Annotated in this window: 14 protein-coding genes; 6 read left to right on the forward strand and 8 right to left on the reverse strand. The window is 59.1% G+C overall.

Features of this window, described 5'->3' with window-relative positions; translation table 11 throughout:
- Positions 1–42: 42 nt before the first annotated feature.
- Positions 43–324 carry a GNAT family N-acetyltransferase gene (locus QCBJ_RS11795; RefSeq protein WP_003189869.1) on the reverse strand — a complete coding sequence of 94 codons (282 nt, stop codon included), beginning with the start codon at positions 322–324 and terminating at the stop codon, positions 43–45.
- Positions 325–937: 613 nt separating this feature from the next.
- On the opposite strand from QCBJ_RS11795, the gene oprI reads away from it, so the two are divergent.
- Positions 938–1,189 (forward strand): outer membrane lipoprotei OprI, encoded by a 252-nt coding sequence (oprI, locus tag QCBJ_RS11800; protein WP_003172710.1) that lies wholly within the window; start codon positions 938–940, stop codon positions 1,187–1,189.
- A gap of 184 nt (positions 1,190–1,373) precedes the next feature.
- Here oprI and QCBJ_RS11805 read toward each other — a convergent pair whose 3' ends face one another.
- The 3 genes from QCBJ_RS11805 to QCBJ_RS11815 form a co-directional block, all read right to left on the reverse strand.
- A complete protein-coding gene (locus tag QCBJ_RS11805; RefSeq protein ID WP_102060868.1) occupies positions 1,374–2,339 on the reverse strand; it encodes a L,D-transpeptidase family protein in 966 nt (321 codons plus the stop codon).
- Between the two features lie 73 nt (positions 2,340–2,412).
- A complete protein-coding gene (locus QCBJ_RS11810; protein ID WP_043205006.1) occupies positions 2,413–2,706 on the reverse strand; it encodes a hypothetical protein in 294 nt (97 codons plus the stop codon).
- 58 nt (positions 2,707–2,764) lie between these two features.
- Complete coding sequence (locus QCBJ_RS11815) at positions 2,765–3,370, reverse strand: arylesterase (RefSeq protein WP_012722978.1); 606 nt, start codon at positions 3,368–3,370, stop codon at positions 2,765–2,767.
- A 10-nt stretch (positions 3,371–3,380) separates the two neighbouring features.
- Here QCBJ_RS11815 and QCBJ_RS11820 point away from each other — a divergent pair, with 10 nt between their 5' ends.
- On the forward strand, positions 3,381–4,064 hold the full coding sequence (locus QCBJ_RS11820; RefSeq protein ID WP_005786391.1) for an ABC transporter ATP-binding protein: 684 nt from the start codon (positions 3,381–3,383) through the stop codon (positions 4,062–4,064).
- Complete coding sequence (locus tag QCBJ_RS11825) at positions 4,064–6,574, forward strand: ABC transporter permease (RefSeq protein ID WP_102060869.1); 2,511 nt, start codon at positions 4,064–4,066, stop codon at positions 6,572–6,574. Before QCBJ_RS11820 ends, QCBJ_RS11825 begins: the two co-directional genes overlap by 1 nt.
- A 45-nt stretch (positions 6,575–6,619) precedes the next feature.
- On the opposite strand, the gene greB is transcribed toward QCBJ_RS11825, so the two are convergent.
- Together greB and QCBJ_RS11835 are read right to left on the reverse strand one after the other, a co-directional pair.
- Entirely contained in the window at positions 6,620–7,093 is a 474-nt protein-coding gene (greB, locus tag QCBJ_RS11830) for a transcription elongation factor GreB (RefSeq protein ID WP_012722976.1), read from the reverse strand.
- Positions 7,094–7,205: 112 nt separating this feature from the next.
- Positions 7,206–8,192, reverse strand: coding sequence for a hypothetical protein (locus QCBJ_RS11835; protein WP_012722975.1), 987 nt, complete (start codon positions 8,190–8,192; stop codon positions 7,206–7,208).
- A 218-nt stretch (positions 8,193–8,410) separates the two neighbouring features.
- Here QCBJ_RS11835 and QCBJ_RS11840 point away from each other — a divergent pair, with 218 nt between their 5' ends.
- The 3 genes from QCBJ_RS11840 to QCBJ_RS11850 are packed head-to-tail and all read left to right on the forward strand — an operon-like array spanning position 8,411 to position 11,805.
- Entirely contained in the window at positions 8,411–9,337 is a 927-nt protein-coding gene (locus tag QCBJ_RS11840; protein ID WP_102060945.1) for an ATP-binding cassette domain-containing protein, read from the forward strand.
- Positions 9,334–10,059, forward strand: coding sequence for an ABC transporter permease (locus tag QCBJ_RS11845; RefSeq protein WP_012722973.1), 726 nt, complete (start codon positions 9,334–9,336; stop codon positions 10,057–10,059). Before QCBJ_RS11840 ends, QCBJ_RS11845 begins: the two co-directional genes overlap by 4 nt.
- Before the next feature lie 15 nt (positions 10,060–10,074).
- On the forward strand, positions 10,075–11,805 hold the full coding sequence (locus QCBJ_RS11850; protein ID WP_102060870.1) for a Gldg family protein: 1,731 nt from the start codon (positions 10,075–10,077) through the stop codon (positions 11,803–11,805).
- A gap of 4 nt (positions 11,806–11,809) precedes the next feature.
- On the opposite strand, the gene QCBJ_RS11855 is transcribed toward QCBJ_RS11850, so the two are convergent.
- Together QCBJ_RS11855 and QCBJ_RS11860 are read right to left on the reverse strand one after the other, a co-directional pair.
- Positions 11,810–12,118 carry a hypothetical protein gene (locus tag QCBJ_RS11855; protein WP_102060871.1) on the reverse strand — a complete coding sequence of 103 codons (309 nt, stop codon included), beginning with the start codon at positions 12,116–12,118 and terminating at the stop codon, positions 11,810–11,812.
- A 250-nt stretch (positions 12,119–12,368) separates the two neighbouring features.
- Positions 12,369–12,803, reverse strand: a complete 435-nt coding sequence (locus tag QCBJ_RS11860; RefSeq protein WP_012722970.1) for a DoxX family protein — start codon at positions 12,801–12,803, stop codon at positions 12,369–12,371.
- Positions 12,804–12,880: the final 77 nt, after the last annotated feature.

The following is a 12,880-nucleotide window of genomic DNA, read 5'->3' on the forward strand; positions in this document are numbered from 1 at the left end:
CGCCGGGCTTAGCCCGGCGTTTTTCATGGTGCGGTGTATGGCTTACAGCTTCGCGGCATGGCGCTGGTGGCGCTCCATGTAGCGTTCAACATAGGAGCAGGACGGGATCACCGTATAGCCGGCCTCTTCGGCGAACTTCAAGGCCTCCTCGGTCAGTGCCGCCGCAATACCACGACCCCGCAGTGCATTGGGCACGAAGGTCCGATAGATATCCAGGGTCTGTTTCCCGAGGTCCATATAGGTCAGATAGGCACGATGACCGTCCACATTGGTCTCGAACTGATGACCAGCCTGGTCATGGTGGATGGACAACGCCTCGCTCATCACTACTCCTCGCGGGTCTTGGTTTCTGACCCCTACCTTACCGATGTTTTTCCGGCGAAGGAACATCTACGCCACCCCGTGCCGGTTTCGACAACGAGAAAACCTTGAGCGCTTACAACCAGCACGTAGGGAATAGTAGGCGCCAATCCCGGGATTGCTCAAGGCGCACTCGTCATCCCCTGCCGCTGGTGGATATAGAAAGGGCCCCCGATCAACCAACGATCGAAAGCCTGAACATTGCCGGCAGTTGAACCTTGAGACGAACAGGCGCTCTTAAAGTCACCTCTACATGCACAAAAGATGCAGGGCAACACAACGCCGTGCTGAACGGAAGTGTCAGCGCGGATATATAAAATTTCATCTGTTTACAGGGCTTAACACATGCGGGCCGGCCCTTTCAGCCTGGATCCAGTGTTCGCCTGAATGAAAAATTTTGGACAGTTTTTATACAAACCTCCAAAAGATTAGCCAAAATAGATTCGGCGCATGAATTTTTTTTGCTTCTTGCGCTACGTCAGTTTACTTACTACAAGTAATGGGTAGTATGTACGCCGGCTATTAGCTCACTCTGAGAAACTAGCCATCTAATAGAAAGTCCTTGAAGGGGAACACGATGAACAACGTTCTGAAATTCTCTGCACTGGCTCTGGCCGCAGTTCTGGCTACCGGTTGCAGCAGCGTCTCCAAAGAAACCGAAGCACGTCTGACTGCAACTGAAGACGCTGCAGCTCGCTCCCAGGCTCGTGCAGACGAAGCCTACCGTAAAGCTGATGAAGCGCTGGCTGCTGCTCAAAAAGCACAACAGACTGCTGACGAAGCTAACGAGCGCGCTCTGCGTATGCTTGAAAAAGCTAGCCGCAAGTAATAATCCCTCGGGATTGTTATCAAGCCGATCCATTTATGGGTCGGCTTTTTTATTGCCTGGGGTTTGATCACAAGCCCCAGTAGCAGGCTTTTTGTGGCGAGGGCGCTTGCTCCCGTTGACTGCGCAGCAGTCCCCGCTTTTGAGGACCCTTTAAGCAAGCCTGCTCGCCACAGTGATCTCGCGCCTATTGCAGCTCGATCGGAGCGCTTACCGCGACCGAGGCTGCGCCAGGCACGCCGATTTCCGTCGGCAACCCATCTTCCGCCGCGACCACGTCACGCACCTGATCCCAGTTGACCCGCAGGTTGTTGGCCAGGTCTTCACGCTTGAGCAAGGCGTTGATCACCGCGGTGTGTTTGTCGACCACCGACGGCGTACCGTCATCGTTCAACGGCGTATGCGCTTCCAGGTACACCTTGCCGCCACTGCTGCCGAACTTGTAGGCATCGTTGATGATGCGCACCGATGTGCCCACCGGCACCATGCCCGCCATCTCCAGCACGTTGTTGTTGAACATACGGAAGCAGCCGTGGCTTGTACGCGTGCCGATACCAAATTTCATGTTGGAGCCGTGGATCAGGTAACCCGGCGTGCCCAGGGTGAACTTGAACGGGCCCAACGGGTTGTCGGGGCCGGCCGGCACCACGTTAGGCAGCGGGTCGCCGTTGGCGGCGTGCTCGGCTTTGATCGACGCGGGCGGGGTCCAGGTCGGGTTGGGTGTCTTGGCAATGATGCTGGTGTGGGCGATGGGCGAACCCCAGCCTTCACGACCGATCCCCAACGGGAACGTGTAGACCACGTTCTGGCCCTTGGGGAAATAATAGAGCCGGTATTCCGCCAGGTTGATCACGATCCCTTCCCGAGGACCGGGCGGCAGGATGAAGCGCGTCGGCAACACGATCTCGGTGCCCGCCCCCGGCAACCACGCATCCACGCCGGGGTTGGCGGCGACCATCTCCGAATAACCCAGGTCATAGGTGGTGCCCAGGTCGGCAAAGGTGTCTTCGTACTTGGCCTTGATCACCTGGACCTGGCCGACGATGTCTTCACCCGGTGGAGGCAAAGGCAACTGCAAGGCTGAAGCGGAGCCAACCGCACAAAGTGCAGCGAGGGACAGGCAGCAGGTGACGACGGAAAGGCGCGACAACATCCGGAAAATCCTTCGCAGAACGACGGGTAGGTAAACATCGATTGTATACGTGAAGCGCGCTTCTAGCTGCCCCCTACAACTCGAAACGCAACTCCGGCCAGATCGGCGGCGTCCCGCGCTTCTGGGACTCCAGGATGGCGCGGCACAAAGGGCACAGGCGCTGGTCCTGGAAGATCGAACGATCCACCAGCGACCAACGCGGTTGCGCCGGCAATAGCGTGCCGCACAAGGTGCGATCGATGGTGCCGCCCAGTTCCAATTGACGCGTCACCAGATGCACCCGCACTTCCTGGCAGGCGAACAGATCCAGCTGCTCGTCCGGCTCGATCAGTTGATAGTTAAACAGGGACCAGGCAGGACGCGACATCGAGGGCTCCAAATCGGGGGGGCGCCACCTTAGCCGAAAGCCTGCCGGTAGAAAAGCGTCATAACAGTGGTTTTAGCGTCGGCCAGACATTTTCCAGCAACTTGCCCTGGGCGCCGACCGCCGGGTGCAGTTGATCCGCCTGCATCAGCTCCGGATGACCGCCCACGCCATCGAGGAAAAACGGTACCAGCGGGACGTTTTTTTCCTTGGCCAACACACCATAGACTTCGGCAAATGCGGTGGTGTATCGCGGGCCATAGTTGGGCGGCAGCTGCATACCCAGCAACAACACCTTGGCACCGCCGGCCTTGGACTGGTCAATCATCGATGCAAGATTTTGTTTCAATTGCGCCGGCGGTTGCCCGCGCAAGCCATCATTGCCGCCCAACTCGATCACCACCACGTCAGGCTTATGCTCTGCAAGCGCCGCCGGCAGCCGCGCCAGGCCTCCGGCACTGGTGTCGCCACTGATGGAGGCGTTGACCACTTTATCGTCGAAACCCTCCTGCTTGAGCCGTTGCTCCAGCAGTGCCACCCACCCTTTGCGGGTATCCAGGCCGAAACCGGCACTGATACTATCGCCAACGATCAGGACTGTACCCGCCGCTGCGTTCTGGGCCATGCACATCAAGGCCAGGCCAGCACTCAAAAACCACATTCGCATCGGATTCTCCATGGGCGCAAGCATTCTCACCGCGCGGAACCTTAGCAAAGTGGTTCCCAGCGCGGAAGGTGAACTGACTATCCTGCACGAACTGAGCCTGGAACTGAACAAGGGCGATAGCCTGGCTATCGTCGGCAGCTCCGGTTCCGGCAAATCCACTCTCCTGGGCCTGCTGGCCGGCCTCGACCTGCCCAGCAGCGGCGAAGTCACCCTCGCCGGCCAAGCCCTCAGCACCCTGGACGAAGACCAGCGCGCACGCATCCGTGCCGAGCACGTGGGCTTCGTGTTCCAGTCGTTCCAACTGCTCGACAGCCTCAACGCGCTGGAAAACGTCATGCTGCCGCTGGAGCTGGACGGCCGCAAAGACGCCCGCGAACGCGCCCGGCACCTGCTGGAACGTGTAGGCCTGGGCCAGCGCCTGACCCACTCGCCACGCCAACTCTCCGGTGGCGAGCAGCAACGGGTGGCGATTGCCCGTGCCTTTGCCGCAGAACCGGACGTGCTGTTTGCCGATGAACCCACCGGCAACCTCGACAGCCACACCGGCGAGCGCATCAGCGACCTGCTGTTCGAACTCAACAAAGAGAGCGGCACGACCCTGGTGCTGGTCACCCACGACGAGCGCCTGGCCCACCGCTGCCGACGCCTGATCCGCCTTGAAGCCGGCCTGATGGTCGCGCCCCTGGAGCCTTGATGGCACGTTTGCCGCTGTTGCGTCTGTTCAGCCTTGCCATGCGCCAATTGCTGCGCGATGCCCGCGCCGGCGAATTGCGCGTGCTGTTCTTCGCCCTGTTGGTGGCCGTGGCCGCCAGCACCGCCATCGGCTACTTCGGTGCGCGCCTCAACGGCGCGATGCTGCTGCGCGCCACCGAATTCCTCGGCGCCGACCTGGTGCTGGAAGGCAGCTCGCCGGCCCGCACCGAGCAAATCCAGTCCGGCACCGAGCTGGGCCTGGATCACGCCCGCGTCGTGGAATTCTCCAGCGTCATCGCCACCGATAACGGCATCCAGCTCTCCAGCATCAAGGCCGTCAACGAGCAGTATCCCCTGCGGGGCCAGCTGAAAAGCGCCGCTGCGCCCTTTGGTGACGAGACGCCAGGCGGCGGCCCCAAACCCGGTGAAGCCTGGGTGGAGGCGCGGCTGCTGACGGCACTCGACCTCAAGGTCGGCGACAGCATCGATGTGGGCATGAAGACATTGCGCCTCGCCCGCGTGCTCACCTACGAGCCGGACCGCGCCGGCAACTTCTACAGCCTCACGCCCAGGGTAATGATCAACCTGGCGGACCTGGACGCCACCGGCGTCGTGCAGCCCGGCAGCCGCGTCAGTTACCGCGAATTATGGCGCGGGCCACAGGGCAGCACGGTGCTGCAAACCTACCGTGACCTGGTCAAGCCGGGGCTCGCCGCCAACCAGCGTCTGCAGGATTCACGGGACGGCAACCAGCAGATCGGCGGCGCGCTGGGCAAGGCCGAACGCTACCTGAACATGGCCAGCCTGGTGGCCGTGTTGCTGGCCGGCGTGGCCGTGGCCTTGTCGGCCAACCGCTTTGCCGCCCGACGTTTCGACGCCAGCGCGTTGCTGCGCTGCCTGGGGTTGTCACGTCGGGAAGCCATGTTGCTGTTCAGCCTGCAACTGAGCGTCCTCGGCCTGCTGGCCAGCCTGACCGGCGCCCTGCTCGGCTGGCTGGCGCAGTTTGGCCTGTTCTACTTCCTCCACGACTTGCTGCCGGCGGACGTTCCACCCGGCGGGCTATTACCGGCGATTGCCGGGATCGGCACCGGTCTGGTTGCCCTCGCCGGTTTCGCCCTGCCGCCCTTGGCCGCCTTGGGTCGCGTACCACCGCTACGGGTGTTGCGCCGCGACCTGCTGCCGATCCCCTCCAGTACCTGGATGGTCTACGGCGCGGCGCTGTTTGCATTGGGCCTGATCATGTGGCGCTTGAGCCTCGACCTAGTGCTGACGTTCGCCCTGCTCGGCGGTGGCGTGGTCGCTGCGTTGGTGCTTGGCGGCCTGCTGCTGCTCCTGCTGCAAAGCCTGCGCCGCCTGCTGGCACGTGCCTCCCTGCCTTGGCGCCTGGGCCTGGGCCAATTGCTGCGTCACCCGCTGGCAGCCGCCGGTCAATCCCTGGCGTTTGGCTTGATCCTGCTGTCCATGGGCTTGATCGCCCTGCTGCGTGGCGAACTGCTCGACACCTGGCAAAACCAACTGCCCAAGGACGCGCCCAACTATTTCGCCTTGAATATCCTGCCGGCCGACAAGGAAGCCTTCGGCGCACGCTTGCTGGAAGTGCAGGCACAATCGGCGCCGCTGTACCCCGTGGTGCCGGGCCGCCTGATCAGTATCAATGGCGAACCGGTCCAGGAAATCGTCAGCAAGGACTCCAGCGGCGATCGTGCGGTACAACGTGACCTGAGCCTGACCTGGGCCGCCGACCTGCCGCCGGGCAACGCACTCACCGCAGGCTCGTGGTGGTCACAGCAACCCGCCGACGAAATCCCTGGCGTTTCTGTTGAGGCCAAGGTGGCGGAAAGCCTCAAGCTCAAGCTCAATGACCACCTGGTGTTCACGGTGGGCGGCGAAAATCGTGAAGCGCGGGTGACCAGCCTGCGGACCATCAATTGGGATAACTTCCAGCCCAACTTCTTCATGATTTTCCAGCCGGGCACCTTGAAGGACCTGCCGACCACCTACCTGACCAGCTTCTACCTTGCGCCAGGCCATGACCAACAAATCGTCGACCTGTCCAGGGCGTTCCCGGCGGTGACCATCCTGCAAGTCGAAGCGCTGCTGGAGCAGCTACGCAGCATCCTCGCCCAAGTGACCCTGGCGGTGGAGTACGTGTTGCTGTTCGTCCTCGCAGCAGGCATGGCGGTGTTGTTCTCCGGCCTGCAAGCCACTCTGGATGAGCGCATCCGCCAAGGCGCGCTGCTGCGCGCACTGGGCGCCGAGCGCAAGCTGTTGGTCAAGGCCAGGCGTATCGAGTTCGGCTTGCTGGGTGCCGTCAGCGGGCTGCTGGCGGCGCTGGGCACCGAGCTGGTGACGTTCGTGCTGTACCGCTACGCGTTTGACCTGGCCTGGCACCCTCACCCGTGGCTGTTGCTGCTGCCGGTGATCGGTGCGGTGCTGATCGGCGGTGCCGGTGTGTTCGGCACCCGCCGCGCACTGAATGCCAGCCCGCTGACCGTGTTGCGCGAAGGTTAAAACGCGATGGGCCCGCATTCCTCACAGAATGCGGGCCCATTTCGCTCACTTCACGTACTCGATCCCGGTGATCCACCAGCACACGTCACCACTGGGGGTCTGAACGATGGCCTCATCGTCCACTTCCTTGCGCAACAACGCACGGGCCATCGGCGAATCGATGGAGATGTAGTCCATGCGCTCATAAATCTCGTCATAACCGACAATGCGAAAACGCTTGGTCTCACCTTGCTCGTTTTCGATGTCCACCCAGGCACCGAAGAACACCTTGCCCTCCTGCTCGGGCATGTACTCCACCACGCGCATGTCTTCCAGACGCTTGCGCAGGTAGCGCACGCGGCGGTCGATCTCGCGTAGCAGCTTCTTGTTGTACTGGTAGTCAGCGTTTTCGCTGCGGTCGCCCAACGAGGCCGCCCATGTCACTTTGCGCGTGGTGTCCGGGCGTTTTTCACGCCACAGGTAATCCAACTCCTTTTTCAGCGCTTCATGACCTTCTTTGGTAATCAGCTTGGTACTCAAACGCGTGCATCCCCAGGCATGTCCATAGGTACCGAGATACCTGGGTTTCACACCCGGGCCTCGGCTGGCTGGCCCTGATGATAAATGAACCCGTGAAAGTAGCCAGGCCAGTCTAGCCATCCAACGCCTGATCCAGCTCCAGCAGCATGCCCCGCAGGCTCTGGCGCAAGCCCGACACCTGCGACGTCATGGCCTTCAGGGCTTCAGCCCTCTGGCTGACAGCAAGCGAATGGTCATGGAGTTGAGTGGTGCGTTGCTCCAGTTCTCGAACCTTCTGATCCAGTTGACTCTGCTCTTGCTGCAATCGCGCCTGCCATTGCTCAAGTGCCGACTCCCGTTCGAGTGCTGCGCGTTTTTGCTGGGTCAGCTCCTGAGCGACACGGGCAAGGTTGGTCAAGGTGCTGTCGACTTCGAACAATGTACTGTGCTCGCCGGATGCAGGGAGATTCGATTGCGTCGGCGCATCAGGCTCATGCGGGATAGCAGGCACGGCCGGCGTCATGATCACGGGCGCTTCGACGCGCGCCTGCCGGGGCTCCTCAACAGGTTGTTCATGCACCGGCGGCCGGGAAGGCTCGGATGCGCCCGCTCCTTTGGGAGGAGAAGTCATTTGCGACGAGAACCGAATGGACGGCACGATCACTGAGGCACTTTCGATCGCCGGTAGCGTTGGCGCCGACATGCCCAAGGTGATCACTTTCATCACCAACGCCTTCTTGATGATCACCGAATGATGATCCTCGGGCCTGGCAGGCGGCAGCTTGCAACCTTTCAAATCGAGAAAATGATAGGGCACCTGCGTTTCGGTAACACCCCCCGCCTTAATGCCAGACGCGGCCAACGTCAGTATTTGCTTGAACACATGCAAGGCTACTTGCAGATCTTCCTTGGACTCAACGCCACTCAAAAAATAGCGGTCAAGTTTCTTACGCAAGGCCGCGATATAAACCCTCGAACTTCCGGGTTCGACCTCTTCATCCAAACTATAAACAAGAAAGTTGGAGGCCGCCTGACCTACAGCAAACCCACAGAGCAAGGCACCGTTAACCGGAGCATCCTGACCATTGCGTTCAAGAACAAGGGTACGTAGCAGCATCATGGCAATCAGGCCTCAATATGCGGGGCAGAAAGTTTACATAAACAACAAATAAACACTCGAAATTTGGACACTCTAAAACACCACCCATTGTTTCAGTGGCCCGCCTGACTCGCACGTAGGACTTCTCTTATTAAGACTGATCGACGTTCCCAAAAACGATCATTACCCGTACCCTTTTTTAGCCCCCCTACGTCATGCCAAACTTATTCGGTAAAAAAATGATCGAAATAAGCAATCTGACAAAACACACGGGTAACACAACAATAATCAGTGACTTTTCATTCATTGCACACCCACAAGAATGTCTGGGGCTGTTCGGGCAAGACCCTATTGTCAAGACAGCCCTGCTCAATGTAATAGCCGGTTCAACGCAACCCTCCAGCGGCTCTATAAATATCCAAGGGTTCAACACACAAACCCACGCACTTAAGGCGAGGCAACTCGTCGGCTATCAACTGTCCAAGGACCTCGGCCATCCGACGATGTCCGTCAAAGCGTTCCTTGACTTCATCGCTGCCCTCCGTGGTTTCCACGGTGCCGAAAAGCGCGCCAGGTTGGAACAGGCTATCGCGCGACTGGAGTTGTTTGCGGTGCTCAACGCGCCGCTCGACGCTCTTTCCATCGGCTGGAATCGCAAAGTCGCCATCGCCCAGGCCATCCTACATGGTCCTTCCCTTTTACTGCTGGATGAACCCACCGAAGGACTCGCGCCTGATCAGAGGCGTACATTCCAGGCGCTGATCCATTCATTGACGCAAGAAATGACCGTGATCATCGCCTCTCGCCACTGCGATAAATTGTCCGAGCTGTGTACCCGTGCCTTGGTCATTGCAGGCGATCGCCTGGTGGCCGATACCCCCCTTCCCGATCTACAGCGCGACTCGCGCCACTTCCAGGCCGTCACGCTCAGTGCCGAGACCCCGCTGGATTTACTCGCACTGGCCGTACTGCCAGGCGTAGCAGGCATCGAAGAGCACCGGCATGCACCCGGTACGGTGACCGTTCTCGCCATGCCGGGACACACCATCTATCCCCATATCAACACGCTGATTGCCAGCCGCCGCTGGAAAATCAATTCACTGAACCTGGAGCCAGGTCGCCTGAATGATGTGGTCCACCACCTGAGCCAGGAGGCGCCCCTTTGAAACTATTGCCCGTCATTTTAAAGCGTCAGCTCACCAGCTATGCGCGCGCACCCAGTACGTACCTGAGCATCGCCATCTTTCCGATGCTGTCGGTGGCACTGGGGTTCTACATAAGCCCGTGGCTGGAACAAAATGGCAGCGACCTGCAGGTGTTTTTCCAGTTCCATCCTTGGCTCTATCTGCTCCTGATTCCCGCCCTGGCGACGCAACTATGGTCGGATGAAACCAACGCGGGGTTTTACGGCCTGATGAAAACCATGCCCATCACGCTGTTTGAATGGGTCATCGGAAAATTCATCGCCGCCTGGCTCGTGGCAGGCACCAGCCTGTTGCTGATGTTCCCTCTCGTTATTATCGCCAACTATCTGGGTAAGGCAGACAACAGCGTGATCGCCTCGCAATTCTTGGCAAGCTGGCTGCTGGCGGGGGGCTACCTGTCCGCGGGATGTTTTATTTGCGCGCTTGTATGTCAGCGCACGGTCATTTTCGTACTGACCGTGGGTTTATTGCTCACAGCCAGCGGGCTTTCTTCTCTACTGGATGCGCTTGAGCACCAAGTGCCTATAGGGTTGGCCGACAGTTTAGTGTCCCTCAGTCCTTCCTGGCGATTCAGCAGCATCGACGATGGAAAACTCACACTTCACGACTTACTTTACTTCTTCAGCATGATCCTCGCCTTTCTCACTGCGACCACGGTCACACTCAACTACAAACACAGCTGAGAAGGGAAACCCTTAATGCGGTCCATTCTGCGAATCGGTATGACACTTACCGTTATCTTGCTGCTATTCCTGGCTTTTAACTTGGTTTGGATAGGTAAAATTCCTGATGCAAGGTGGGATCTTTCTCAACAAAAAGTTCACACTTTATCGCTGCCGGCACAACAACTACTCGCGACACTGGAAAGCCCAGTGGACTTATATTATTTCAATTCAAACAACCATCCGAAAAGAAGCTACGCCGTGAAACGCTACGGCAAACGGATTGAAGATCTGCTGAAAGAGTACGAGAAAAACGCCAAGGGCATGATCAACCTGCACGTTATTGAACCTGCACCTTTTTCGGAAGACGCCTACAAAGCCCGGCTATCGGGTCTCGACGACAACGCTGGATTTCTCGGCCTTATAGCCACCCGCGCCGGTCACGGCGTGCGACGTATTGGATCCTTCAGCCTCGACCGGGAGCCGTTGCTCGAGTATGAAATCAGCCATCTGCTCTATAAGTTGCAGCACCCGCAGCGCCCAGTGATTGCGCTGCTGTCGGGTCTGGCGATGGACGAATCTGCAAGTCGACTGCTGAAGGCGCTGCAGCATGAATTCGATCTGGTGAATCTGGAACCGTCCGCCGCGCAAATACCCGAAAACATCAACACACTGATGGTTGTGCACCCTCAGACGTTTTCTGAGCGAACCCTGTACGGGATTGAACAATTTGTATTGAGAGGCGGTAGGTTGATGATGTTTATCGACCCGTTGAGCGACCAACGCGCCAACGCCGGTCCAGTCAACACTCGGCTGGACGAACTGCTTGCCGCTTGGGGCATCCAGATGCCGGCGCACACGCTGGTGTTCGACTACCTCTATACGCCTTTGGAAACCCAAAACGCCCCCAATCAGGCCAGGTTGAACCTGCCCCGGCAGGCAATGAACCCAAACGATATCAGCACATGGATCCTCAATAGGGTGACCGCCTCGAGCAGTGGCGCCCTTATCCGACTGAGTAAAAGTCGAACGACCTTCACCCCTCTCCTGCAAAGTTCCGAGCAATCGGTGCTGCTGGATGCCACCAGTTTTACCAGCGCAGCCCCATTCGACGCATTGATTGAAGAGGCGGCGAGCAAAGAGCAACGCCATGTCATTGCCGCGCGTATCGAGGGACCGACCTATTCGGTATTTCCCGATGGCATCAAGGGGCAGCCGCCAGGTTTGCAGAAAGCGACGCAGATCCACGTCGTGGTCATTGCGGACACGGACATGCTCACGGATAAGGTCAGCGACTCGGCGCCAGACAGCAACGCCCTGTTTGTCCTGAACACATTGGATAACCTGTCCGTCCCCGACAGGCTTGCTGCGATTCGTCCTCGAGTGGCGCAGCAAATGCCGCCGACGGTACTGGAGAACATGCGGGAAGCCGCAAGACACGCCTATCGCTCAAAGGCCGGTGAACTGGAACGACGCCTGCTACGAACCGAGCAGGAATGGCAGCGGCTGACCCCTTGGGCAACGACCCTCGGCACTCAGGCCGTGGACACCACCACCCAACTACAAGCACTCAACAAAGAACGCCTGCGCCTGCCCATGGAGTTGCATGCCTTGCAGCACCAAGCGTATGCCCAGGTGCGTCGCCTGGAACTGGTCATCAAGTTGGTCGTGATCTTTGCCATACCGCTGACGTTATGCCTGATCGCCTGGACGGTCTTTCTACGCCAGCGCCGTCGTCGGCTGCAAGCCGGCAACGTGATTCACTGAGCGTTCAACGACGGGCTATCAGCCCCTGCCGGGCAACGCGGGTCAATTCGCGGATGACCTCATCGGCATCACTGGCGCTGGGGGCCTGGATAACCGCGAGGTCAAAACTGTTGCTGGCAAAACGCGCCAGGGAATCGCCGTCCTCGACAAACTGGATGAGGAACGCTGACGGTCGGCCTGTGCGACGCGGCCAACCATCCAGGTAACGCAACAGCGTCGGCTGGTGCTTGCCGCCCAGGAGAATTTTCGGATTGCGTTGAGTGAGGTCCGCAGTGATCGGAGCCAGGCGTATCAGGGGGCGTAATGCACTCATTGTGTCGTGTCTCTGCCTCAAAAGTCTGCGGGCAGGTGAGAGGCAACACCGAACCAGCGCTTTAGCGGAATTTCGAAGCATGGAGCATGCTTCTGTCGGGATCGATAACGATCACCCATGGCGCCCCGCAATTAGCTGTTTAAATCGGCGCATGAGCGGCATCCTAGAGAAGCCGGTGGGGCGGTGTCAAGAATCTCGAGCAACGAAAAGGCCCGCGCATGGCGGGCCGATTCAGGGTTCTGCAGAATGATCAGTGAGCGATGGCGCGGTCGGCAGACAGCTTGCCGGCACCTTCCAGCAGCACCGCAAGGGAGCCGCCCAGCAAGGCCAGTGCGAACTCATAACCGTTGTTAGCCATGAACAGACCGTTATGGATATGCACCGAGAAAATCGCCACCAGCGACAGGATAGTCAGGCCCAATGCCGCTGGGCGAGCCAGCAGGCCGATGATCAGCGCCAAGCCCGCGAAGAACTCGGTACCGCCCGACAGCAGCGCCATCAGGGTACCTGGGGCCAGGCCGATGCTTTCCATCCACTGGGCAGTGCCCGCCAGACCGTAGCCGCCAAACCAGCCAAAGAGTTTTTGCGAGCCGTGGGCGGCGAAGATGATGCCGACCACAATACGCAAGAGGGTCAGGCCGTAGCCGGCGCGGGTAGACAGAATGCTTTTGATCAGTGGGCTCATGGTGATAATCCTTTTCTAAGTAGGGGTTGGTTGGCCGCTATATTAATCAGTTTAAAGAATGATAAAAGCCGAAAAAA

The organism is Pseudomonas sp. QC2 (genome assembly GCF_002859085.1).
GTDB classification, from domain to species: domain Bacteria; phylum Pseudomonadota; class Gammaproteobacteria; order Pseudomonadales; family Pseudomonadaceae; genus Aquipseudomonas; species Aquipseudomonas petroselini.